Source organism: Streptomyces sp. NPDC049541 (assembly GCF_044465725.1).
Lineage (GTDB): Bacteria > Actinomycetota > Actinomycetes > Streptomycetales > Streptomycetaceae > Streptomyces.
Genome location: NZ_JBITLY010000001.1, coordinates 82,373 through 104,301, shown reverse-complemented (window position 1 = coordinate 104,301; position 21,929 = coordinate 82,373). Strand labels below are relative to the sequence as shown.

Sequence of the window (21,929 nt, the reverse complement as noted above, 5' to 3'; positions counted from 1 at the left end):
CGCGGCTCACGGCCGTACGGCGGCAGGGATCAGCGCGTACAGATGGCGCTCTGCAGCCTGCACAGGTCGACGTGCAGCCGCGCCACGAGCAGCATGCCCGGCGTCTTGTCGCTCACGTCGTGGAAAACCATGGGGTCATCGTATCGATTCCCGGAGCCGGTCCCGGAGTGTGATCTCGAATACTGGACGAATTCCGACCGAACCGCGAGATCAGTAGGCCTCCACGACCGTGACCTCCTCCTCCGTGACCTCGCCCTCCACGATCCGGTACGAGCGGAACTGGAAGTCGCCGAGGCCGTCGGTGTCCGCGGTGGAGACCAGGACGTAGTGGGCGCCGGGCTCGTTGGCGTAGGAGATGTCGGTGCGGGAGGGGTAGGCCTCGGTCGCGGTGTGGGAGTGGTAGATGACCACCGGCTCCTCGTCGCGGTCGTCCATCTCGCGGTAGAGCTTGAGCAGGTCGCCGGAGTCGAACTCGTAGAACGTGGGCGACATGGCCGCGTTCAGCATCGGGATGAACCGCTCGGGGCGGTCCGAACCGGCCGGGCCCGCGACGACGCCGCACGCCTCGTCGGGGTGGTCCTTGCGCGCGTGCGCGACGATCTGGTCGACGAGGGCCTGGGTGATGGTCAGCATGCTCGTCAGGATAAGCAGGGGGACCACCAGGACAAGCAGATGGGCCGTCCCGTACCGATGGGTGGTACGGGACGGCCCGGATGCCGAACAGGGAGCCGGGTCAGCCGACCTTCTCCAGCTCGGGCTCGCGCCGATGCGTGACCTCGGGGTTGCTCGCCTTGAGGATCGCCCAGCCGATGCCGAGGACGACCGCCCAGCCGGCCATCACGTAGAGGCAGACGCGGGAGTCGGCGTCGTAGGCGATCAGACCGGTGACGAAGAGCAGGAACACGATGGCGACGTACGAGCACACCGCGCCGCCCGGCGCCGGGAAGGACGAGGCGGGCAGCCGGCCCGCGACGACCGCGCGGCGGTAGAGGACATGGCTGATCAGGATCATCAGCCAGGTCCAGATGCCGGCCGCGGTGGCCACCGAGGTGACATAGCCGAACGCCTTCTCCGGGACGATGTAGTTGAGGACCACGCCGATGCCCATGAAGGCGACGGAGACCGTGATGCCGAGGGCGGGCGTCTTGGAGGCCGACAGCCTGGCGAAGGCGCGCGGGGCCTCGCCGTTGTCGGCCAGCGTGCGCAGCATGCGGCCCGTGGAGTACATGCCCGAGTTGCAGGAGGACAGGGCCGCGGTCAGGACGACGAAGTTGACGATGCCGGCGCCGGCCGGGATGCCGATCAGCGCGAACGCCTTCACGAAGGGGCTGACCCCCTCGGCGAACTCGGTCCACTTGACCACGCAGAGGATGACGGTGAGCGCGCCGACGTAGAAGAGCGCGATGCGCCAGGGCAGGGTGTTGATCGCCTTGGGGAGGGTCTTCTCCGGGTTCTCGGACTCGCCGGCCGTGACACCGACCAGCTCGACGGCGAGGTAGGCGAACATGACGCCCTGCAGGGTCATCAGGGACGAGCCGACGCCCTTGGGGAAGAAGCCGTCGAACTGCCAGAGGTTGGCGACCGAGGCGGTGTCACCGGCGGCGCTGAAGCCGAAGGTGAGGACGCCGAGCCCGATCACGATCATGCCGATCAGCGCGGTGACCTTGACCATCGAGAACCAGAACTCCAGCTCGCCGAAGAGCTTCACGGAGATCAGGTTGACCCCGAACAGGATCACCAGGAAGACCAGGGCGGTCGTCCACTGCGGGATGTGCGGGAACCAGTAGTGGACGTAGATCGCGGCGGCCGTCAGCTCGGCCATGCCGGTCACGACCCACATCAGCCAGTACGTCCAGGCCGTGAAGTAGCCGAAGAACGGGCCGAGGAACTCGCGGGAGTACTCCGCGAAGGAGCCCGAGACCGGGCGGTAGAGGAGCAGCTCGCCGAGCGCCCGCATGATGAAGAAGATGATCACGCCCGCGAGGGCGTACATGAAGATGAGGCTGGGGCCGGCCTTGGCGATGTTCGCCCCGGCACCCAGGAAGAGGCCGACGCCGATGGCGCCGCCGATCGCGATCATCTGGACCTGACGGCTGCCGAGCCCGCGCTCGTACCCCTCTTCGGCCCCGTCGGGGGCGTTGTCCGTACCGACCTGAGCGGAGGTCATGTGGTGGTGCGCCTTTCTCCATTCCGACCCCGGGCCTCTCGTCGGCCCCGGATCGGGTCTCGATCCCCCCGGATGATGGAGCTGGGCGGGTTTTGCGGACCCGCCCGTGCCTGGCCGGCGATCCGCCGGCTCGGTGGCGCACCCGGCCGAACATGGGTGGTGTTCGCCGGGCGGTCGTGAAGATTTATCACGGCCGCAATGTTGATCACCGGCGTGACATGTGGCGCATCCCACAAGAAAAAGGGGGCATAGGGGACACAAGACGGGCACATCTGGCCGCAGCGGTGATGTGATCGTTATCCGGATTTGAGCGTCCTCTGAGCGAACGCCGAACGCCTCGGATCAGGGCATAAGGGTCGATACGAGCGTCTCCTGGAGACCGCCCAGCCACAGGTACGCCATCACCATCGGCTTGCGCGGGTCCTCGTCCGGGAGGCGGTAGAGGAGGTCGGTGTCGTCCTCGTCGGTGATCTCGAGCCGGGAGCCGATCGCCAGGCGCAGGTCGTTCAGGGCGCCGAGCCACTGCCGGGACTCCTCGACGGACAGCTTGAGGATCGCCCCGCCGTCACCGGCCGGTGTGAGCGCGTCCAGGGAGCGGATGACGGCCAGGGCGCTCTCACGCTTGCCGGCGCGCAGGTCGTTCTCCGTGTAGCGGCGGAACTCGGCGGAGTACGCCCGCTGCTCCTCCGCCTCCTCGGGCCCCGGGGTGCCCTCCGGATCGCTGTAGGCGTCCGGGAAGAGCCGCCGGAGCACGGGGTCCTTCGGGGGCTCGCTGGGGCCCTCGGCGAAGAGCTCGGCCAGCGGGTCGTCGGGGGCGTCCTCGCCGGGGCCGGGACCGACGAGCTCCAGGAGCTGGACGGCCAGCGACCGGATGATGGAGATCTCGACGTCGTCGAGCGCGACGGCCGCGCCGCCGCCGGGGAGCGGTTCGAAGGTTCCTGGCATCAGGTTGAGTCGCTACTTCCGGTCCTGCTGGAGGGTGGCCCACAGTCCGTAGCCGTGCATGGCCTGCACGTCGCGTTCCATCTCCTCGCGAGTGCCGCTGGAGACGACCGCCCGGCCCTTGTGGTGGACATCGAGCATGAGCTTGGTGGCCTTGTCCTTGGTGTAGCCGAAGTACGTCTGGAAGACGTACGTCACATAGCTCATGAGGTTGACCGGGTCGTTGTGGACGATCGTGACCCAGGGGACGTCCGGCTCGGGTACGGCGAAGACCTCTTCCGCAGATTCGGTCCGTTCGATCTCAAGGGGAGCGGGTGACGTCACACAGCCCATGCTGCCACGGGCCCCACAAATCGTCACACTGACACAAAGGGGTGTACCATCTCTTGCCATGCTGCACACATCGGGGGACAACCCCCGAACCCCCGGCCGACCTGGGGGCACCCGAAGAGTCATAGCTAGGAGAGCTGTGGTGGACGTAGCGGACCTTGGGCTGCCGGTGGACGTTCCCTCGACGGCGCTCTTCACGGACCAGTACGAGCTCACGATGCTGCAGGCCGCCCTCAAGGCCGGCACCGCCGAACGGCGAAGCGTCTTCGAGGTCTTCACCCGGCGGCTGCCCGAGGGGCGGCGCTACGGCGTGGTGGCCGGCACCGGGCGGGTCCTGGACGCCGTGGAGAACTTCCGTTTCGACGCGGACGTCCTGGGCTTCCTGCGCGAGCGGAACATCGTCGACGAGGCGACCCTCGAGTGGCTGGCCTCCTACCGCTTCTCAGGTGACGTGTGGGGCTATCCGGAGGGCGAGGTGTACTTCCCTGGCTCGCCGATCATGCGGGTCGAGGGGTCGTTCGCCGAGTGCGTGCTGCTGGAGACGGTGATCCTCTCCATCCTCAACCACGACTCCGCGATCGCCGCGGCCGCCTCCCGGATGTCCTCGGCCGCCGGGCACCGTCCGCTGATCGAGATGGGCGCCCGGCGCACCCACGAGCTCGCCGCCGTCGCCGCCTCCCGCGCCGCGTACGTGGGCGGCTTCGCCTCCACCTCGGACCTCGCGGCCGGCTTCCGCTACAACATCCCGACCGTCGGGACCTCCGCGCACGCCTTCACCCTGCTGCACGACCGGGAGCGGGACGCCTTCCAGGCCCAGGTGAACTCGCTCGGCCGGGGCACCACCCTGCTCGTGGACACCTACGACGTCGCCGAGGCCGTCCGCACGGCCGTCGAGATCGCCGGGCCCGAACTGGGTGCCGTGCGCATCGACTCCGGCGACCTGCTGCTGGTCGCGCACCGGGTGCGGCAGCAGCTGGACGAGCTGGGCGCGACGGCCACGAAGATCATCGTGACCTCGGACCTCGACGAGTACGCCATCGCCTCGCTGGCCGCGGCGCCCGTGGACGCGTACGGCGTCGGGACGCAGCTGGTGACCGGGTCCGGGCACCCGACGGCCTCGATGGTCTACAAGCTGGTGGCCCGCGCCGAGTCCGACGACCCGAAGGCGCCGCTGGTGCCGGTGGCGAAGAAGTCCAGCGGCGGCAAGACGTCCATCGGCGGCCGCAAGTGGGCCGCGCGTCGCCTGGACGCGGACGGCGTCGCGGAGGCCGAGGTCGTCGGCACCGGCACCGTCCCGGCCGAGCTGGCGGACCGGCAACTGCTGGTCGAGCTGGTCAAGGGCGGCGACGTGGTGGCGCGCGAGCCGCTGGACGTCGTACGCGACCGGCACACGGCCGCGCGCGCCGGTCTGCCGCTGTCCGCGACCCAGCTCTCGCGCGGGGAACCGGTCATTCCGACGGAGTACGTCCACGGGCGCTCGGGTAGCTAAAGCAGGTGCCGCCGGATACGCCCCGTGACGCCCCCTCCCCTACCGGGCGGGAACTCAATACGCTCGGAAGTTCCATGGCCGGGCCCGCGCCCCTCCCCCGACCCCATCGTCGAGAAGGACACCCACCATGCGCCGCGCCTTGATCGTCGTTGACGTGCAGAACGACTTCTGCGAGGGGGGCAGCCTCGCCGTGGCCGGCGGTGCCGATGTGGCCGCCGCCATCACCGAGCTGATCGGGCAGGCGGGCGGCTCCGGCTACCGGCACGTGGTGGCCACCCGCGACCACCACATCGCACCCGGCGGCCACTTCGCCGACAACCCCGACTTCCGGCACTCCTGGCCCGCGCACTGCGTGGCGGGCACCGAGGGCGTCGGCTTCCACCCGAACTTCGCACCCGCCGTCGCCTCCGGCGCGATCGACGCCGTCTTCGACAAGGGGGCGTACGCGGCGGCGTACAGCGGGTTCGAGGGGGCCGACGAGCACGGCGTGAAGCTCGCGGACTGGCTGCGCGCCCGTCAGGTCGACGAGGTCGACGTCGTCGGGATCGCCACCGACCACTGCGTGCGCGCCACCGCGCTGGATGCCGCGAAGGAGGGGTTTCGCACCCAGGTGCTGCTCGATCTGACCGCGGGGGTCGCCGAGGACACCACCGAGCGGGCCCTCGAAGAGCTGCGCTCGGCGGGTGTGGAGTTGTCCGGGAAACCCGTGGTTGCCTGACGCCTCGCTGTGCCGCGATAGGCCGTCAGGCGCCTGCAGGTCCGTTGTGGCTGGTCGCGCCGTTCCCCGCGCCCCTTACGGGGCGCTACCGAAGCCGTCAGGTCATGCCGGAGCCGTCGGGCGCCTCAGCAGGGCCCTGACCGGGTGCCACAGCTCCTGGGGGAGTTCCGATCCCGGAACGACACCGTTGTCGGGTGCCGTGCGCCATATGAGGCCGTCGGGGTGGTGCAGGACCGCGGTGATCTCGTCGGGGGTCGGCGGGGCGGCGTTGCCGCGCAGGTAGACCGCCCGCATGCCCAGGTTGCGCAGCCTGGTCAGGGCGCGCGCCCGGTTCTGTGCGTGCACGAGGAAGCGTATGCAGCCCGTGCCGTCGGCGGTGGGGCTGGGCAGGTTCAGCGCCACCACCACGCTGCCTGTCGGCAGCTTGCAGAAACCTCCTGCGGCCATGCAGTCACACCCCCGTGCGAGTCGATGTCGTTACCGGTGTCAATAAGGGAAGCACAGGACGCACCTAAACACGATCGGCGGCGACCCGCCAGGGGGTCACCGCCGATACGCTTCTGACCTGCGGAAATGTCGACTACTTCACCGCGGGCCCGACCTCGATCTTGATCGTCGAGCCGTCCTTGGCCTCCTTGACGATCCTGATCTTGGTGTTGGTGTCAGTGATCTTGACACCGGCGAAGGGGGTCGCTTCGTCGTAGTACGTGCTCGCGTGATCGTCGAAGACCGGCACGCCCTTCGAGGACGGGAGCTTCGTTACCACGTCCGCGTTGTGCAGCGTGATGCCGTCCGTGCGGTACAGGCTGAACGGCGAGTCGTAGGACTGGATACGGCTGCGCATCAGCGTGCCGTCGGACCACTTCAGCGCCGTCGGGTGCGAGTCGACGGGCAGGACCAGGCCGACACCGGGGTGCTGGCTGGTGTTGTTGTCCTGCTGCGAGGTGTCCCACTTCCAGATCAACAGGCCGTTCTGGTACGGGTAGTGCTCCACCCAGTCCGGACGGGTCGTCGAGAAGCCGAAGTTGTACGGGCCGACCTTCAGGGTCCTGTCGTACGACACGTACTGGCGGTTCTCGGCGATGTAGTACTGCTTGTAGTCCTTGGTGAAGGACGCGCCGATGCGGGAGAAGCCGGTGGCCGTCCAACCCGGGTCCGCGCTCTCGGCGTTGTCACTGAACAGCGCCGAGCCGTCCGCGGTCACCGTGATCTCGTCGGCCGCGAAGCCCTTCTGCGCCACACCGCCGTCGGTCTGGTAGCGGAAGCGCAGGCCGATCTTGTGGCCCGCGTAGGCGTCCAGCGGGTACGACAGCTTCCTGTAGCCGTCGACCGTGCCCGTCAGCGCCGGCTTGCCGCTGCCGTCGCGCGGGATGGCCTGGCCGTCCACCGTGCCGTCGAGCGGGGTCCAGTTGGCGCCGCCGTCGGTCGACACCTCGGTGTAGAGGTAGTCGAAGCCCGCCTCGATGTCGTAGTAGCCGTCGAGGGTGAGGGTGGCCTTGGTCCTGCCGGTGAGGTCGACCGTCCGGGTCAGGGTGTTCTTGAGGTCGTTGCCGCTGCCGCTCCACCACTGGGACGCGCCCTGTGCCGGGGTGACCACGTCGGTGGTGACCGCCTTGTCGGGCAGCGAGACCACGAGCGCCTGCTTGTTCTTGGTGTTGTACTCGGCGACACCCAGCTTGTGCTTCGACCTCGTCGCGGCCTTCGCCGTGTCGTAGTTCAGCCAGCCCAGCTGCAGCTTGTCCCAGGCGTTGAAGTTGCCCGGCAGATCACCGATGGTGTCCTCGCCGCGGCCGAGCCAGGACCCGTTGGACATCAGCGTCCAGAAACCGGTCGAGTTCTCCCCGGCGTTGGTGGTGTCGTAGTGGTCGGGCAGGCCCAGGTCGTGGCCGTACTCGTGGGCGAAGACGCCGAGTCCGCCGTTCTCCGGCTGGATGGTGTAGTCGCCGACCCAGATGCCGGTGTCGCCTATCTGCGCACCGCCCAGCTTGTTGCCCGCGGGGCCGGTGACACCGGTGTCGCTGCCGAACGCGTACCAGCGGTGCGCCCAGATCGCGTCCTTGCCCTGGGCGCCGCCGCCCGCGGACTCGTCCTCGCCGGCGTGCACGATCTGGAAGTGGTCGATGTAGCCGTCGGGCTCGTTGAAGTTGCCGTCGCCGTCGTAGTCGTAGCGGTCCCACTGGTCGAACTTCGCCAGGTCCGTCTTGATGTCGGCGTCGGACTTGCCGGCCGCCTTCTGCTGGGCGACCCACGCGTTCACGCCGTCGCTGACGACGTTCCACACGCTCGGGCAGTTGGTGGAGCCACAGGCGTTGTTGCCGTAACGGGCTTCGTTGTAGGGGACCTTGACCCAGTCGGCGACCTCGCCGTCCACCGAGTAGCGGCCCGAGGACTGCTTCTCGTAGAAGGACTTCATGGAGTCGGTGCCGGTGCCGAAGTAGAGGTCCTGGAAGTGCTGCCGGTCGTAGTCCGCCTGCCAGGCGGTCGAGTTGTCCTTCGCCCGGTCGGGCTGGGCTATCCGGTTGTGCGCGGGGCCCGCCGTGCCGCCGTACGTGCTGTCTATTCGGTCGCCGAACTCGACCAGGATCGTGAAGATCTTGTCGGTCTTCTCCCGGCCCAGCTCCACGTACTTGCGGTCGCCCTTCCTGCCCTTCAGCTGGACGACCTGGGAACCGCCCCGGTCCTTGACCTGGGCCTGCCCCGATATGACCTGGCTCAGGGCCTCCTGGCGCTGGGCGTCCCGGGTCCTGGAGAGCGGTCCGTCGAGGTCGTCCTGCTCCATGCTCCTGACCGCCGCCGGGTCATGGCGGTCACGGGTGGCCGTCGCGGCCGGGTCGGCGGCCTGGGCCATGGCGAACGTCGAGAACGTGGCGGTGGCCGCCGCGAGCGCGACGCCGACCGCGGTTGCTCTGAACGTCCAGGGTTTTGGGGTCACTTGAGTTCCTCTTGGTCAAGGTGGCAAGTCAAGTGACGCAATTTGACTAGAGGTCGGTAAGAAAAAACAGACCTTGACTTGGACACAACAATTACACTATGCGGAGTTGAAGTTCGCTTTGCGGACACCCTGACCGGCGCGTTCGAACGTCCACTTGATGGACGCCATGACTCCGTGCGCCCCCTGTGCACCGGCACTGTTGGTTAGGTCACGCTTACCGTTCGTTCCACTCGGGCATGCACGCGATTAGAGTCGGTTGGCGGACTGCCCGGAAATCGGCAGAAACCCAGGCCGACTCCCCCGTGTACCCCCACTTCCGAGGACACGATTGCCATGCCTCGTCCGACGCCCGCCCAGCTCGTCTACGGTTCGTGCACCGTGATCTTCTCGACGCTCGCCATGCTGCTGCTGTCGCAGACGAGTTCGGGCGTGGGGATCGCGGTCATCGCCTGCGCGGCACTCGCCCTCGGGCTTCTGGTCGCCATGACGGTCCCACTGCCCAGGCCGAAGGTGGTCGCGGTCCGGCAGCCCGCGACCGTGGAGGCGGAGCAGGAGGTCCCCGTACCGGCCACGGTCGCCGCAGCGGCCTCCGAGCCCGTGCACGAGCGCGCCGCGTCCTGACCTGCCGCCTCAATGGGTGCTGACCACCACGGTCTTGGCGGCCTTGTCGTGCAGGCCCTGTTTGTACGGGCGGTCGAAGTAGCTCCAGCCGCCCGCGATCGCGGTCCAGATGCACGCGCAGCAGAACGCGAACGGGATCCACAGCACCGCCGCGCGGGTCAGTGAGGTCTGTACGGAGGGCGTGGAGCCGTTGTCGAGGTTGGCGACGCGCATGCTCAGCCACTTCTTGCCGAGCGTCTGTCCCGTCCTGCTGATCAGATACGTGTCGTAGCCGATGTAGAGCACGGCGGCGATCAGCGACTGCGCGAAGGACTTGGTGTAGGAGAGGTTGTTGCCGTTCACGTCGTACTCGTGGACGTTGAAGGCCCAGGTGAGCAGCCAGACGACGATGCCCACGAGGATCAGGTCGATGATCCGGGCGAGCGTGCGTCTGCCGCTGTCGGCGAGCGGGGGCATACCGGCGAGGGGGTCGGTGGGGTACTGGCCGCCGCCGTAGGGGTCACCGCCGTACGGCGGGGGTTGCCCGCCGCCGCCGGGGGCGTCGTACGGTGACTTCCTGAACGGGTCGTCCTCCGGCGGTCCGCCGGATCCGGGGGGCGGTTCGCTGCTCATGGCCCGAGTGGACCGCGAACCTCCCGCCTCCGCATCCGGCGAACGGCCGTCCGGAGTACCGAATCACCTGGTGCATACGTCGTATGCGGTCAGCCCGCGACGAACGTACCCGCGGCCTTGTCGTGCCAGCACTGGTGCCACGGACGGTCGAACAGGCACCACAGGACGCCCACGACCCCGACGCCGAGCAGACCGGGCACGCTGTACGCGAGCCAGCGGCGCAGCGCCCCGCCGAAGGTCGGCGGCTCGTGCGCCTCGATGTCCCGCACCTCCAGGCCCAGCAGTTTCTTGCCGAGGGTGCGGCCCCACTTGGCGGTGGGCAGCACCTCGTACAGGACGCCGAAGCCGAGCAGTACGGCCAGGACGATGCCCAGGTACACCGAGGTCGTGCCGTCCAGCAGCCAGACGGTCACCGTCTGGCCGGAGAGCCTGGCCTCGTCGATCTTCTGGTTGACGTGGTCGACCGCCTTGGCGCCGAGCGGTACGGCGGCCACCGCCGTGACGCCTGCGAGGACGACGGTGTCCAGCAGCCGGGCGGCCAGCCGCTTGCCGAGACCGGCGGGGCGGGCCGCCGCCTGGCGCATGGCGGCCGCCTGGAAGATGTCCTCGACCGGCGGCTTCCAGGGGGCCACGGGCTGGTCCTCGTCGGCGCCCGCGAGCCGGTGGACCTGCTGCGCCCAGGAGTGCTGGCCGCCGCCGGGCCCGCTGGTCATGGGGGTGGCGACGGGGGCGGGCGCCGACGCGGCGGGGGGCTGGGCGGCCGCTGCGGGCCGGGCGCCGCCGCCCTGCGGCGGGATCACCGGGGTGGCCTGCTGGGGGCCCGAGGGGGCGGGCTGCGGCTGCGCCGCTGCGGCGCGGTCGGCGGCCGCCTTGCCCGCGCCGAAACCGGGCGCCCCCGTGCTGCCGTTCTGCGCCCCGCCCTGCCTGCCCGTGCGCTGGGACAGCGCACGGAACGTCATGGTGCCCTCGTCGGCCGTGGGACCACCGGGGCCGGGGATGCCGTGGCCGGCCGCTGCCGGGTGCTCCTTCTCGCCGGTCGGGGCCGTCGGCCTGCGGAAGACGAAGGTGCCACCGGAGGCCGGGGCGTCCGCTTCCGGGTTCGCGGGCGGGATCGTCGCCGTGCCGTCGGTGCGGGACGCCTGGCCGTCCGGCTGGGCGGGGGCGCCGTCGGCGAGGCGCGGGTCAGCGGACTGCGGGTTGCCCCAGGACACCCGGCGGTCCTGGTCGCCGCCGAAGCCGGACTGCCGGGAGCTGTCGGCGCCCCAGGCCGCCGCGGGTTCGGGACGGCTGCCGTGCTGGGCCGGGGCCGACTGCGGCACGGGGTCCTCGTCGAAGAAGTGCGGTCCCGTCTCCTCGACCGGAGCCGGGTCGCTGCCGGGCGGCGGGGCGAGCGACTCGCCGTCCGTCGGGGCCGGACGGCTGGTGCCCGGAACCCAGGACGCACCGTTCCAGTACCGGACATATCCGGGAATGGACGGGTCCGGGTAATACCCTTCGCGGGGCCTGTTGTCACCGGGTGCCGGGGTTGGGGCGCTCATGTCCGTCGTCCCGTATCTGCTCGGGGGTGAATATGGGGGCCTCCACATCTATCAGACGGGCGCAACCCCCACCGACAGTCCCGCCAGTCCCACCCCTTTCCGGGCAACCTCGTACATGTACTTCACACGAGTCGGACCCGATGCGCTCGGGGGCCGCCACGAATCTTTCGGCTGGGGGTCCGGGGGCCCGCGGCGAAGCCGCTGATGTCACAGCCACCGGGAAAGCACAGCCGGCAACGCCGTGCACCGTCCTCACAGGTCCGGAAAAAAATTCTCCGAACCCGCGTAATGCTCGCGCCCCTCTCCTCTCTCCACGTGTACGGGCCCACCCGCAGGGCCCCGTACACCTGCCCGAGAGAGGAACCGCACGACATGCACTACACCGTGGTGGAACGCGAGCTGGAGCTCAGACTGATCCTGTCGCCGGAGCGGAGCATTCCGGTGCCGGCCCGGCTGGGCTACCGCACCGACGACCCGTACGCCGTCCATGTCACCTTCCACATCAACTCCGAGAACCCCGTGTACTGGACGTTCTCCCGCGACCTCCTGGTGGAGGGCGTCTTCCGGGCCTGTGGGCACGGCGACGTGCGGGTGTGGCCGACCAAGTCGGAGGGCCGCAGCGTCGTTCTGATGGCGCTGAGTTCACCCGACGGTGACGCCCTCCTTGAGGCGCCGGCCGCTCAGGTGTCGGCCTGGCTGGAGCGGACGCTGCGGGTGGTGCCCCCGGGGACTGAGGGCGAGCAGCTGGGGATCGACGCCGCGCTCGACCAGCTGCTCGCCCAGTGACGCAGTCCGGCTGTCAGAAGAGCTTGCCCGGGTTCAGGATGCCCAGCGGGTCGAAGACCTGCTTGACCGCCCGCTGCATCTCCACCCCCACCGGGCCGATCTCGCGCGCCAGCCACTCCTTCTTCAGGACGCCCACGCCGTGCTCGCCGGTGATCGTGCCGCCGAGTTCGAGCCCGAGCGCCATGATCTCGTCGAAGGACTCGCGGGCGCGCCGGGACTCGTCGGGGTCGGTGGCGTCGAAGCAGACCGTCGGATGGGTGTTGCCGTCGCCGGCGTGCGCGACGACCCCGATGGTGAGCTGGTATTTCTCGGCGATCCGCTCGGTGCCTTCGAGCATGTCGCCGAGCCTGGACCGGGGCACGCACACGTCGTCGATCATCGTCGTACCGCTGACGGCTTCCAGCGCGGTGAGTGACAACCGCCGCGCCTGGAGGAGGAGTTCGGACTCGGCGAAGTCGTCGGCCGGGACGACCTGGGTGGCGCCCGCCGCCTCGCACAGCGCGCCGAGGGCGGCGAGGTCGGCGGCGGGGTCCGGGGTGTCGAAGGCCGCGAGGAGCAGGGCCTCGGTGGTCTCCGGGAGGCCCATGTGCGCGAGGTCGTTGACCGCCTTCACCGTCGTACGGTCCATCAGCTCCAGCAGCGACGGTACGTGGCCACCCGCCATGATCTTGCACACCGCGTCGCAGGCGGCGGCGCCGGACGCGAACTCGGCCGCCAGCACGAGCTGCTGCGGCGGCTGCGGCCTGAGGGCCAGGATCGCCTTGACGACGATGCCGAGCGAGCCCTCGGAGCCGACGAAGAGCCGGGTCAGGTCGTAGCCGGCGACGCCCTTGGCCGTGCGGCGGCCGGTGGACATGAGCCGCCCGTCGGCCAGCACCACCTCCAGGCCGAGCACGTACTCGGCCGTGACCCCGTACTTCACACAGCACAGACCGCCCGAGGCCGTACCGATGTTGCCGCCGATCGTGCACATCTCCCAGCTGGACGGGTCCGGCGGGTAGTACAGGCCGTGTTCGCCGACCGCGCGGGACAGGGTCGCGTTGATGACGCCCGGTTCGACCACGGCGACGCGGTCGACGGGGTTGATCTCCAGGATGCGGTCCATCTTGGTCAGGGACAGCACGATGCAGCCGTCGGAGGCGTTGGCGCCGCCCGACAGGCCCGTGCGGGCGCCCTGCGGGACGACCGGGACGCGCAGTTCGGTGGCGATGCGCATGACGTGCTGGACCTCTTCGACCGTGCGGGGCAGCACGACCACCGCGGGGGTGCCGGCCGGGCAGAAGCTGGCCATGTCGTTGGCGTAGGAGGCCGTGACGTCCGGGTCGGTCAGGACGGCCTCGGCGGGCAGACCGCCCAGCAGACGGTCGACGAGGTTGCCGGTCGCTTCGTCGCGAGGCGCTTCGATACGGCTCATGATCACAGCGTCGCACCCGGGGCCATCGGTGTGAACCCCGTCCACGGCACCGGACGCACGCCGGGATGTGCTCGTCGTATGGACGGCGATGACGCACAGTGATCGCCATGGAGAAGCAAGCGGAGGGCCGCCGCCCGCGTGCGGTCCGGCGGGTGCTGATCGCCGCCGTCGCCGGGTGTGCGGTGCTCGGCGGGGCGCTGGCGCTGTGGCCCTGGGAGCGGCCGGCCGTGCCCCGCCCGGTGGCGCCCGCGCCGGCGCCGGGCGCGCAGGCGCTGACGGCGGTGACCTCCGGGGTGCCGGCCGCGCTGCCGGACCTGGCCATGCTGATCGCGGGGCGCGAGGCCCGGGTGCGGGCGCACCCCAAGGACGCGCAATCGTGGGCGGTGCTCGGGACGGCCTATGTCGAGCAGGGGCGGCGCACGGCGGACGCGTCGAACTATCCACGGGCCGAGCGGGCGCTGCGGACCTCGCTGAAGGTCCGGGAGCAGGGGAACGCGGCGGCGCGGGCGGGCATGGCGGCACTGGCGGACGCGCGCCGGGACTTCCGGTCGGCGCGGACCTGGGGCGTGGCGGCGCTGAAGCTCGCGCCGAAGCGGTGGACGACGTATCCACTGCTGATCGACGCCCACACCGGCCTCGGCGACTACAAGGCGGCCAAGAAGACACTGGACCGGCTGCTGGAGCTGCACCCGGGGGCGGCCGCCGTGCGGGCGCGGGCCGCGGCCCTCTACCGCGACCGGGGCTGGCGGGAGGACGCCGCGGCCGCCCTGTCGGACGCGGCGGCGGCCGCGGGCACACCGGTCGAGCAGGCGGCATGGCTGGAGCGGTCCGGGCAGTTGGCCTTCGAGCGCGGGGACCTGGAGGAGGCGCTCCGGCACTTCCAGGCGGCGGTTCGGCTCGACCCCGACCAGCGGGCCGCGCAGGCCGGGCAGGGCAGGACGCTGGCGGCACTGGGCCGCACGACGGAGGCGCTGAACGCGTACCGGGTGGCGCTCGACAAGCAGCCCTGCCCCCAGTACGCCCTGGAGCTGGGCGAGTTGTACGAGTCGCTGGGGATGGCGGATGCCGCCCGCGCGGAGTACGACGTGCTGGGCGCCCGGGTGCGGGACGAGGTGGCGGGCGGTGTGGACGACGACCTGGTGCGCGGTGTGTTCGAGGCGGACCACGGGGACGCGCGGACGGCCGTGCGGCTGCTGCGCGCCGAGTGGCGTCGGCAGCCGGGGACCGAGGTGGCGGACGCGCTGGGGTGGGCGCTGCACATGGCCGGGGACGACAAGGGGGCGCTGAGGTTCGCCATGGCGGCGACGGACAAGGCGCACGGGGGCGCTGTGCGCAGTGCGCTGTACGCGTACCACCGGGGCATGATCGAGCAGGAGCTGGACCTGGTCTGGCCCGCGCGGCGGCATCTGCAGGAGGCCTTGCGGATCAACCCGTACTTCTCGCCGCTCCGGGTACCGCTGGCGAAGCAGGCGCTGGGGGCGCTGGGCGAGCCGCCGGACGAGCCGGTGCCGACGGGGAGCCCGAGCGCCGAGGACGAGTAAGCGCTCTGCGGGCTGTGCCGAGTTGCGGCTCCGCAGCGAGGCGGCGGATCGGCCGTCGATCGTCTGCAGGCACGTCGTGGCTGGTCGCGCCCACGCGGCGGAGCCGCACATCAATACAGCCCGCGCCCCTTGAGGGCGCTGCCGGACCGCAGCCTGCTTCGCCAGGGCCGCTCGGGCCTCCAGGACCACCGGCTCGTCAGACGGCCGCTGTTCCGATCAGTGCGTTGCGGGTGACCAGGGCCGCGAGCTGGGCCTCGTCGAGGGTGTCCGTGCCCTCGGGGCGGCGCGGGAGGACCATGTAGCGGGTCTCCGCGCTGGAGTCCCACACCGTGATCTCCGTGTCGGCGGGCAGTTCCAGGCCGAACTCGGCCAGGACGGCGCGGGGTTCGCGCACCACGCGGGAGCGGTAGGCCTCGGACTTGTACCAGCTCGGGGACGGGCCGAGCAGACGCAGCGGGTAGCAGGAGCAGAGGGTGCAGACGATGACGTTGTGGGTGGTGTCCGTGTTCTCGACGACCCTCAGCCGCTGGTACGAGCCCTCCATGAAGCCGAGTTCGCGGACCGCCGCGGTGCCGTCCGCCAGCAGCCGCGCCCGGTAGTCGGCGTCGGTCCAGGCGCGGGCGACGACCCGCGCGCCGTTCGCCGGCGACGACTCGGCGAGGAACGCGTCGATCGCCTCGTCGATCAACTCGCCCGTGAGGACACCCCGTTCCTCCAGCAGGGTCTCAAGGCGCCGCACCCGGCGCGCGATGGTCGCGTCGGCGTGGTCACCGCTCATCGTCACGGTCCTCTTCCAGATAGCTTTCCCACAGGTCCAGTACGACCTGGTGGTCGCCCTCGCCCCACAGGTCGCGGGCCTCGAAGCGGACCGCGTAGATCTGTTCGACGGGCGCGTCCCCGCGGCCCCGCGCGCTGATGTCGGGGAGTTCGTCCGGGCCCTCGGGCTCGACGATCACGCCCCGCTTGCCGCGCGCGTAGCGGGGCAGCCGGGTGTGGTGGGGCGGGTCGTGGAGGAAGGTGCGGACGCGGGCGCCCGGGGCGAAGCGGCCCTCAGCCATCCAGCTCACCCGCCTCGATCACGCCCTTGCGCTCCAGCAGGGCGACGATCGCCGTGAACCAGCGCTCGTAGTACGAGGCCGCCAGATACTCCCCCGGCGGCATCGACTCGATCGCGTCACGGAACTCGTTGGTGTTGAACAGCCCTTGCTTGCGCAGGGTGTTGAACAGCCCGACGACCCGCGCCTCCCAGTCGGCGTGGAAGGGTTCGGAGTCGTCGGTGGTGTCGATCGGACCGAACCCCTGGGTGCCGCCCACGTCGTTGATCCTGGCCATGCGGCCAGACTACTCAGAGGTTGCCGCGCTTCTCCTGCTCCCGCTCGATCGCCTCGAACAGGGCCTTGAAGTTGCCCTTGCCGAAGCCCATCGAGCCGTGCCGTTCGATGAGCTCGAAGAAGACGGTCGGACGGTCCTGGACCGGCTTGGTGAAGATCTGCAGCAGATAGCCGTCCTCGTCGCGGTCGGCGAGGATCTTCAGCTCGCGCAGCGTGTCGATCGGCACCCGGGTGTCGCCGACCCACTCGCCGAGGGTGTCGTAGTACGAGTCCGGGGTGTTCAGGAACTCCACACCGGCGGCGCGCATGGTGCGGACCGTCTGCACGATGTCGTTCGTGTTGAGCGCGATGTGCTGGACGCCCGCGCCGCCGTAGAACTCCAGGTACTCGTCGATCTGGGACTTCTTCTTGGCGATGGCGGGCTCGTTGATCGGGAACTTCACCTTGAGGGTGCCGTCGGCGACGACCTTCGACATCAGCGCGCTGTACTCGGTGGCGATGTCGTCCCCCACGAACTCCTTCATGTTCGTGAAGCCCATGACCTTGTTGTAGAAGCCGACCCACTCGTCCATGTGGCCGAGCTCGACGTTGCCCACGCAGTGGTCGATGGCCTGGAAGGTGCGCTGGGCGGGCGGTTCGACCATGGGGGCGGCGGCGACGAAGCCGGGGAGGTAGGGGCCGTCGTAGCCGGAGCGGTCGACGAGGGTGTGGCGGGTCTCGCCGTAGGTGGCGATCGCGGCGAGGACGACCGTGCCGTGCTCGTCCTTCAGCTCGTACGGCTCGGCGACGCTCTTCGCACCGTGCTCGATCGCGTAGGCGTAGGCGCGGCGGGCGTCCGGGACCTCGATGGACAGGTCGATCACGCCGTCGCCGTGCTCGGCAACGTGCCGGGCGAGGAAGTGGCCCCAGGTGGTGGCGGGCTTGATGACGGAGGTGAGGACGAAGCGGGCGGAGCCGTTCTCCAGGACGTAGCTCGCGGTCTCGCGGCTGCCGTTCTCCGGTCCGGAGTACGCGACCAGCTTCATGCCGAAGGCGGTGGAGTAGTAGTGCGCCGCCTGCTTGGCGTTGCCCACGGCGAAGACGACCGCGTCCATTCCCTTGACCGGGAAGGGGTCGGCCTGCCGGGCGGTGTCGGGAGTGTGGTGTGTGGTCTGCGTCATAGCGGCAGCCTCATCCCCGTACGGCAAGGTGCGCAATAGTTTCTTTTTCTGCTGGGCAATATGTTCAGTCAGCGGCAGGGATCCCCCGGGTTTCTGTACAGGATGACCACCACACCAGGGAGGCGTCTGTGGCGATCGACCGTCTGGACGGCCGGATCATCGTGCTGCTGGCGCGGGAGCCGCGGATCGGGGTCCTCGAGATGTCCCGGCGGCTCGGGGTGGCGCGCGGGACGGTGCAGGCGCGGTTGGACCGGCTTCAGTCGAATGGCGTCATCCGCGGGTTCGGACCGCAGGTGGACCCGGCGGCCCTCGGGTATCCCGTCACCGCCTTCGCCACCCTGCAGATCCGGCAGGGCCAAGGGGCCGACGTCCGGGCGCACTTGGCGACCGTGCCCGAGGTGCTCGAGCTGCACACCACCACCGGCAGCGGGGACATGTTGTGCCGGCTGGTGGCCCGCTCCAACGCCGATCTCCAGCGGGTCATCGACCTGGTCGTCGGTTTTGATGGCATTGTCCGGGCCGCCACCGCGATCGTGATGGAGAACCCGGTTCCGCTGCGGATCATCCCGCTGGTGGAACAGGCGGCCCAGGACGTCGAGAGGACCTAGCCGACGGCCGGGGGTGAGCGGGTGAGCTTCTGGGAGTACGTGGGCAACCGGCACCAGCAGCTGCTCACCGACGCCTACCAGCACGCCAGTGCCGTCTTCCAGTGCATGGTCGTGGCGACCGTGATCGGCGTGCTGATCGGGATCGTCACCTACCGCAGCACCTGGGCCGGCAGCCTCGCGACCACGTCCACGTCGACCATCCTGACCATTCCCTCGCTCGCCATGATCGGTCTGCTCATCCCCATCGTGGGGCTGGGCGTGCCGCCCACGGTGATCGCGCTGACGCTGTACGGGCTGCTGCCGATCGTGCGGAACTCGATCGTGGGCCTGCGCGGGGTCGACCCGTCGCTGGTGGACGCGGCGCGGGGCATCGGGATGTCCCGGCTGATGCGGCTGGTCCGGGTCGAGCTGCCGCTGGCCTGGCCGCCGATCCTGACCGGGATCCGGGTCTCGACGCAGATGCTGATGGGCATCGCCGCGATCGCCGCCTACGCCTCCGGGCCGGGCCTCGGCAACGAGATCTTCCGTGGCATCGGCTCGCTGGGCAGCAAGAACGCGCTCAACCAGGTCCTCGCGGGCACCATCGGGATCATCGTCCTCGCGTTGTTGTTCGACGCCGCGTACGTCCTGATCGGACGGCTGACCATCCCCAGGGGGATCCGTGCCTGAGGCCACCCATGGGGCGACGATCGAGCTGGAGCACCTCTCCAAGCGGTATCCGGGCAACCCCAGCCCCGCTGTCGACAACGTCAACATGGAGATCAAGGCGGGCGAGCTCGTCGTCTTCGTCGGCCCGTCCGGATGCGGTAAGTCGACCACACTCAAGATGATCAACAGGTTGATCGAGCCGACCGGGGGTCGCATCCGGATCAACGGTGAGGACGTGACCGACATTGATCCGGTCAAGCTGCGCCGCAGGGTGGGCTATGCGATCCAGTCGGCGGGGCTCTTCCCGCACATGACGGTCGCCCAGAACATCGCCCTCGTACCGAAGATGATCGGCTGGCCCAAGGTGCGGATCCGCTCCCGGGTGGAAGAGCTGCTCGACCTCGTCGGTCTCGACCCGGTCGAGTTCCGCGCCCGCTATCCGCGGCAGCTGTCGGGCGGGCAGCAGCAACGCGTGGGTGTGGCTCGGGCGTTGGCGGCCGATCCGCCGGTCCTGCTGATGGACGAGCCGTTCGGCGCGGTCGACCCGATCACCCGCGACCATCTCCAGGACGAGCTGATCAGGCTGCAGCACGAACTGCACAAGACGATCGTGTTCGTGACGCACGACTTCGACGAGGCGATCAAGCTCGGCGACCGCATCGCCGTGCTGCGCGAACGCTCCCACATCGCGCAGTTCGACACCCCGGAGGCGATCCTCACCAACCCGGCGGACGACTTCGTGTCCGGTTTCGTGGGCGCGGGAGCCGCCCTGAAGCGGCTGAACCTCACCCGCGTGCGGGACGTCGAGATCACCGACTACCCGACCGTCACCCTCGACGACCCGCTCCAGGAGATCTTCAACCGGCTCCGCGGCAGCGGCACCAACGAGATCCTGCTGCTCGACAAGCGCGGCCGCCCCTACAAATGGCTCAGGCGCGGCGACCTCATGCGGGCGCGGGGCTCGCTGGCCCGGGCGGGCACGCTGGTGAACGACACGGTGACCAGGGACGCCACGCTCCGGGACGCCCTGGAGGCGGTCCTCACCGACAACGCGGGGCGGGTCGCGGTCACCGGGCGGCGCGGCGAGTACGAGGGTGTCGTCGACGTGGAGACGCTCATGAACTCCGTGCACGAGCTGATGGAGGCGGACCGGCTGGAGGCGCTGGAGGCCCGGCACGAGCTGGAGGAGCTGCGGGCCGCCCAGACACACGCCGAGCAGGAGGGCCCGGGAGGGGTGACCAAGGCATGACCACCCCCGAACTGGAGGAACCCGGGCTGGAAGAGGAGGAGCCTGCGCAGGAGGGCGAGACCCCACCGCCCCCGCCGAGTCCCCCGAAGCCCCGCATCACCTGGCAGAAGCTGACCTTCCTGCCCGCCGTGCTCGTCGCCGTCCTGCTCGCGACCTGGCTGTGGTTCCGGCAGGCCGACCTCGACTCGATCTCCGAGAACGCGCTCTCGGGCGGCCAGGTCTCCAAGGCCCTGTGGCAGCACGTCGAGCTCACCGTGATCTCCACCTTCTTCGTGCTGATCATCGCGATCCCGCTGGGCGTGCTGCTCACCCGCAGGGCGTTCCGCAGAGGCACCCCGGTGGCGATGGCGATCGCCAACATGGGGCAGGCGACCCCAGCGATCGGCCTGCTGGCCCTGCTGGTGATCTGGCTGGGCACCGGCACGAAGGCGGCCCTGATCGGCATCATCATCTACGCCGTGCTCCCGGTCCTCTCCAACACGATCGCCGGCCTGAAGGCCAACGACCCGACGCTCCTCGAGGCGGCCCGCGGCATCGGTATGTCCCCTCTCGGGGTGCTGGCCAGGGTCGAACTCCCGCTGGCCGTACCGCTGATCCTCGCGGGCGTCCGTACGGCACTGGTCCTGAACGTCGGCACGGCGACCCTGGCGACCTTCGGCGGGGGCGGCGGCCTGGGCGTGCTGATCACGACCGGCATCACCAACCAGCGGATGCCGGTGCTGGTGCTGGGCTCGATCCTCACGGTCGTCCTGGCACTGCTGGTGGACTGGCTGGCGTCACTGGCGGAACTCCTGCTGCGACCACGGGGGCTGGAGGTGGGGACATGAGTCGGCGGTCCACCTGTCTGCTGCTGATCCCCGTCCTGGTGACCGCGTCAGGGTGCGGGCTGCAGAGCGGCTCCCCCATGGTCGACGCCGTGCAGCCCGGCTCCGTCGGACACGGCAGGCCGCTCGACGGCGCCCATCTGACCGTCACGTCCAAGTCGTTCACCGAGCAGCTCATTCTCGGCGCGATGATGGGCATCGCCTTCCAGGCTGCCGGGGCGGATGTCCTGGACCGCACCGGCGTCCAGGGCTCGATCGGCGCACGCGAGGCGGTCAGGACCGGCGACGTGGACGCCATGTACGAGTACACGGGCACCGCCTGGATCACGTACCAGGGCAACAGCGAGCCGATCCCCGACCCGCACAAGCAGTGGCAGGCGGTGCACGACGCGGACCTCGAGCACGGCCTGACCTGGCTGCCGCCCTCGTCCCTCAACAACACCTACGCGCTGGCGATGAACCAGGCGAACTTCAAGAAGTACGGCACCAGGACGCTGTCCGACGTGGCCGCGCTGGCGAAGAAGAACCCGGGCGCGGTGACCCTGTGTGTGGAGAGCGAGTTCGCCAACCGGACGGACGGGCTGCCGGGCATGGAGAAGGCGTACGGGATGAGCGTGCCCGCGAAGAACGTCACCCAGATGGACACCGGGATCATCTACACCCAGGTGCAGAAGGGGAGCTGCACCTACGGCGAGGTGTTCACCACCGACGGCCGCATCAAGTCCATGAACCTGGCGGTGACGGCGGACGACAGGAAGTTCTTCCCCAACTACAACGTGGCGCCGGAGATCAACACCAAGACCCTGAAGAAGTGGCCGGCGATCGCCGAGGTCCTGGACCCGGTGACGAAGAGGCTGAACAACACGGTGGCGCGGACGCTGAACGCCAAGGTGGATGTGGACGGGGAGGATCCGCATCAGGTGGCGCTGGGGTGGATGAAGGCGGAGGGTTTCGTGAAGTAGGTCAACCGTGCGCATCATCGATTCATCCTGGCGCATCATGATGCAGTCGCCTTACGC

General features: G+C 69.8%; 24 protein-coding genes. 10 read left to right on the top strand and 14 right to left on the bottom strand.

Going from position 1 to position 21,929, the window contains the following annotated elements; translation table 11 throughout:
* Window positions 1-29: 29 nt before the first annotated feature.
* From ACIBW9_RS00470 to clpS, 5 genes are all read right to left on the bottom strand, one after another.
* Window positions 30-131: a putative leader peptide gene (locus ACIBW9_RS00470; RefSeq protein WP_311736770.1), complete on the bottom strand. Its 102-nt coding sequence runs from the start codon at window positions 129-131 to the stop codon at window positions 30-32.
* A 79-nt stretch (window positions 132-210) separates the two neighbouring features.
* The gene (locus ACIBW9_RS00465; protein ID WP_037710631.1) at window positions 211-633 is read right to left on the bottom strand and encodes a Mov34/MPN/PAD-1 family protein; all 423 of its coding nucleotides are present in this window, start codon (window positions 631-633) and stop codon (window positions 211-213) included.
* A 100-nt stretch (window positions 634-733) separates the two neighbouring features.
* Window positions 734-2,167 carry an amino acid permease gene (locus tag ACIBW9_RS00460; RefSeq protein ID WP_398949729.1) on the bottom strand — a complete coding sequence of 478 codons (1,434 nt, stop codon included), beginning with the start codon at window positions 2,165-2,167 and terminating at the stop codon, window positions 734-736.
* A 342-nt stretch (window positions 2,168-2,509) separates the two neighbouring features.
* Complete coding sequence (locus tag ACIBW9_RS00455; protein ID WP_398949727.1) at window positions 2,510-3,112, bottom strand: DUF2017 domain-containing protein; 603 nt, start codon at window positions 3,110-3,112, stop codon at window positions 2,510-2,512.
* A 12-nt stretch (window positions 3,113-3,124) separates the two neighbouring features.
* Entirely contained in the window at window positions 3,125-3,442 is a 318-nt protein-coding gene (gene clpS / locus ACIBW9_RS00450) for an ATP-dependent Clp protease adapter ClpS (protein WP_030943626.1), read from the bottom strand.
* 139 nt (window positions 3,443-3,581) lie between these two features.
* On the opposite strand from clpS, the gene ACIBW9_RS00445 reads away from it, so the two are divergent.
* Window positions 3,582-4,928, top strand: coding sequence for a nicotinate phosphoribosyltransferase (locus ACIBW9_RS00445; protein ID WP_398949725.1), 1,347 nt, complete (start codon window positions 3,582-3,584; stop codon window positions 4,926-4,928).
* Window positions 4,929-5,055: 127 nt separating this feature from the next.
* A complete protein-coding gene (locus ACIBW9_RS00440) occupies window positions 5,056-5,646 on the top strand; it encodes an isochorismatase family protein (protein WP_398949723.1) in 591 nt (196 codons plus the stop codon).
* Window positions 5,647-5,748: 102 nt separating this feature from the next.
* Here the strand turns inward: ACIBW9_RS00440 and ACIBW9_RS00435 are convergent, their stop codons facing one another.
* Window positions 5,749-6,093 (bottom strand): hypothetical protein, encoded by a 345-nt coding sequence (locus ACIBW9_RS00435; RefSeq protein ID WP_398949721.1) that lies wholly within the window; start codon window positions 6,091-6,093, stop codon window positions 5,749-5,751.
* A gap of 133 nt (window positions 6,094-6,226) precedes the next feature.
* Window positions 6,227-8,578, bottom strand: coding sequence for an immune inhibitor A domain-containing protein (locus ACIBW9_RS00430; protein ID WP_398949719.1), 2,352 nt, complete (start codon window positions 8,576-8,578; stop codon window positions 6,227-6,229).
* A 333-nt stretch (window positions 8,579-8,911) separates the two neighbouring features.
* Between ACIBW9_RS00430 and ACIBW9_RS00425 the strand changes: the two genes are divergently transcribed.
* Window positions 8,912-9,199 carry a hypothetical protein gene (locus ACIBW9_RS00425; RefSeq protein ID WP_398949717.1) on the top strand — a complete coding sequence of 96 codons (288 nt, stop codon included), beginning with the start codon at window positions 8,912-8,914 and terminating at the stop codon, window positions 9,197-9,199.
* Between the two features lie 9 nt (window positions 9,200-9,208).
* Here the strand turns inward: ACIBW9_RS00425 and ACIBW9_RS00420 are convergent, their stop codons facing one another.
* Both ACIBW9_RS00420 and ACIBW9_RS00415 read right to left on the bottom strand, forming a co-directional pair.
* The gene (locus ACIBW9_RS00420; RefSeq protein WP_398949715.1) at window positions 9,209-9,811 is read right to left on the bottom strand and encodes an RDD family protein; all 603 of its coding nucleotides are present in this window, start codon (window positions 9,809-9,811) and stop codon (window positions 9,209-9,211) included.
* 89 nt (window positions 9,812-9,900) lie between these two features.
* On the bottom strand, window positions 9,901-11,349 hold the full coding sequence (locus ACIBW9_RS00415; RefSeq protein WP_398949713.1) for an RDD family protein: 1,449 nt from the start codon (window positions 11,347-11,349) through the stop codon (window positions 9,901-9,903).
* Window positions 11,350-11,721: 372 nt separating this feature from the next.
* Between ACIBW9_RS00415 and ACIBW9_RS00410 the strand changes: the two genes are divergently transcribed.
* Entirely contained in the window at window positions 11,722-12,135 is a 414-nt protein-coding gene (locus ACIBW9_RS00410; protein ID WP_351476044.1) for an SsgA family sporulation/cell division regulator, read from the top strand.
* A gap of 13 nt (window positions 12,136-12,148) precedes the next feature.
* Here the strand turns inward: ACIBW9_RS00410 and ACIBW9_RS00405 are convergent, their stop codons facing one another.
* Window positions 12,149-13,555: an FAD-binding oxidoreductase gene (locus ACIBW9_RS00405; protein ID WP_398949710.1), complete on the bottom strand. Its 1,407-nt coding sequence runs from the start codon at window positions 13,553-13,555 to the stop codon at window positions 12,149-12,151.
* A gap of 101 nt (window positions 13,556-13,656) precedes the next feature.
* Here ACIBW9_RS00405 and ACIBW9_RS00400 point away from each other — a divergent pair, with 101 nt between their 5' ends.
* Complete coding sequence (locus ACIBW9_RS00400) at window positions 13,657-15,090, top strand: tetratricopeptide repeat protein (RefSeq protein ID WP_398949709.1); 1,434 nt, start codon at window positions 13,657-13,659, stop codon at window positions 15,088-15,090.
* Window positions 15,091-15,286: 196 nt separating this feature from the next.
* Here the strand turns inward: ACIBW9_RS00400 and nthA are convergent, their stop codons facing one another.
* From nthA to hppD, 4 genes are read right to left on the bottom strand one after another with little or no spacing between them, the layout of a single operon-like run.
* A complete protein-coding gene (gene nthA, locus ACIBW9_RS00395) occupies window positions 15,287-15,868 on the bottom strand; it encodes a nitrile hydratase subunit alpha (protein WP_398949707.1) in 582 nt (193 codons plus the stop codon).
* Window positions 15,858-16,148 carry an SH3-like domain-containing protein gene (locus ACIBW9_RS00390; protein WP_398949705.1) on the bottom strand — a complete coding sequence of 97 codons (291 nt, stop codon included), beginning with the start codon at window positions 16,146-16,148 and terminating at the stop codon, window positions 15,858-15,860. Before ACIBW9_RS00390 ends, nthA begins: the two co-directional genes overlap by 11 nt.
* On the bottom strand, window positions 16,141-16,422 hold the full coding sequence (locus ACIBW9_RS00385) for a hypothetical protein (RefSeq protein ID WP_398949704.1): 282 nt from the start codon (window positions 16,420-16,422) through the stop codon (window positions 16,141-16,143). The genes ACIBW9_RS00390 and ACIBW9_RS00385 overlap by 8 nt, the downstream gene beginning before the upstream one ends.
* A gap of 13 nt (window positions 16,423-16,435) precedes the next feature.
* Complete coding sequence (gene hppD, locus ACIBW9_RS00380; RefSeq protein WP_398949702.1) at window positions 16,436-17,581, bottom strand: 4-hydroxyphenylpyruvate dioxygenase; 1,146 nt, start codon at window positions 17,579-17,581, stop codon at window positions 16,436-16,438.
* Between the two features lie 128 nt (window positions 17,582-17,709).
* Here hppD and ACIBW9_RS00375 point away from each other — a divergent pair, with 128 nt between their 5' ends.
* From ACIBW9_RS00375 to ACIBW9_RS00355, 5 genes are read left to right on the top strand one after another with little or no spacing between them, the layout of a single operon-like run.
* Entirely contained in the window at window positions 17,710-18,189 is a 480-nt protein-coding gene (locus tag ACIBW9_RS00375; RefSeq protein WP_389071306.1) for an Lrp/AsnC family transcriptional regulator, read from the top strand.
* Between the two features lie 21 nt (window positions 18,190-18,210).
* The gene (locus ACIBW9_RS00370) at window positions 18,211-18,858 is read left to right on the top strand and encodes an ABC transporter permease (RefSeq protein WP_398949699.1); all 648 of its coding nucleotides are present in this window, start codon (window positions 18,211-18,213) and stop codon (window positions 18,856-18,858) included.
* Window positions 18,851-20,086, top strand: coding sequence for a betaine/proline/choline family ABC transporter ATP-binding protein (locus ACIBW9_RS00365; protein WP_398949697.1), 1,236 nt, complete (start codon window positions 18,851-18,853; stop codon window positions 20,084-20,086). The genes ACIBW9_RS00370 and ACIBW9_RS00365 overlap by 8 nt, the downstream gene beginning before the upstream one ends.
* On the top strand, window positions 20,083-20,913 hold the full coding sequence (locus tag ACIBW9_RS00360; RefSeq protein WP_398949695.1) for an ABC transporter permease: 831 nt from the start codon (window positions 20,083-20,085) through the stop codon (window positions 20,911-20,913). The genes ACIBW9_RS00365 and ACIBW9_RS00360 overlap by 4 nt, the downstream gene beginning before the upstream one ends.
* On the top strand, window positions 20,910-21,872 hold the full coding sequence (locus ACIBW9_RS00355; protein ID WP_398949693.1) for a glycine betaine ABC transporter substrate-binding protein: 963 nt from the start codon (window positions 20,910-20,912) through the stop codon (window positions 21,870-21,872). The genes ACIBW9_RS00360 and ACIBW9_RS00355 overlap by 4 nt, the downstream gene beginning before the upstream one ends.
* Window positions 21,873-21,929 lie beyond the last annotated feature (57 nt).

Coding starts and splice junctions, on each gene's coding strand:
- ACIBW9_RS00470 (WP_311736770.1), bottom strand. CDS start 131: ATGGTTTTCCACGACGTGAGCGACAAGACGCCGGGCATGCTGCTCGTG.
- ACIBW9_RS00465 (WP_037710631.1), bottom strand. CDS start 633: ATGCTGACCATCACCCAGGCCCTCGTCGACCAGATCGTCGCGCACGCG.
- ACIBW9_RS00460 (WP_398949729.1), bottom strand. CDS start 2,167: ATGACCTCCGCTCAGGTCGGTACGGACAACGCCCCCGACGGGGCCGAA.
- ACIBW9_RS00455 (WP_398949727.1), bottom strand. CDS start 3,112: ATGCCAGGAACCTTCGAACCGCTCCCCGGCGGCGGCGCGGCCGTCGCG.
- clpS (WP_030943626.1), bottom strand. CDS start 3,442: ATGGGCTGTGTGACGTCACCCGCTCCCCTTGAGATCGAACGGACCGAA.
- ACIBW9_RS00440 (WP_398949723.1), top strand. CDS start 5,056: ATGCGCCGCGCCTTGATCGTCGTTGACGTGCAGAACGACTTCTGCGAG.
- ACIBW9_RS00435 (WP_398949721.1), bottom strand. CDS start 6,093: ATGGCCGCAGGAGGTTTCTGCAAGCTGCCGACAGGCAGCGTGGTGGTG.
- ACIBW9_RS00425 (WP_398949717.1), top strand. CDS start 8,912: ATGCCTCGTCCGACGCCCGCCCAGCTCGTCTACGGTTCGTGCACCGTG.
- ACIBW9_RS00420 (WP_398949715.1), bottom strand. CDS start 9,811: ATGAGCAGCGAACCGCCCCCCGGATCCGGCGGACCGCCGGAGGACGAC.
- ACIBW9_RS00415 (WP_398949713.1), bottom strand. CDS start 11,349: ATGAGCGCCCCAACCCCGGCACCCGGTGACAACAGGCCCCGCGAAGGG.
- ACIBW9_RS00410 (WP_351476044.1), top strand. CDS start 11,722: ATGCACTACACCGTGGTGGAACGCGAGCTGGAGCTCAGACTGATCCTG.
- ACIBW9_RS00400 (WP_398949709.1), top strand. CDS start 13,657: ATGGAGAAGCAAGCGGAGGGCCGCCGCCCGCGTGCGGTCCGGCGGGTG.
- nthA (WP_398949707.1), bottom strand. CDS start 15,868: ATGAGCGGTGACCACGCCGACGCGACCATCGCGCGCCGGGTGCGGCGC.
- ACIBW9_RS00390 (WP_398949705.1), bottom strand. CDS start 16,148: ATGGCTGAGGGCCGCTTCGCCCCGGGCGCCCGCGTCCGCACCTTCCTC.
- ACIBW9_RS00385 (WP_398949704.1), bottom strand. CDS start 16,422: ATGGCCAGGATCAACGACGTGGGCGGCACCCAGGGGTTCGGTCCGATC.
- hppD (WP_398949702.1), bottom strand. CDS start 17,581: ATGACGCAGACCACACACCACACTCCCGACACCGCCCGGCAGGCCGAC.
- ACIBW9_RS00360 (WP_398949695.1), top strand. CDS start 20,083: ATGACCACCCCCGAACTGGAGGAACCCGGGCTGGAAGAGGAGGAGCCT.
- ACIBW9_RS00355 (WP_398949693.1), top strand. CDS start 20,910: ATGAGTCGGCGGTCCACCTGTCTGCTGCTGATCCCCGTCCTGGTGACC.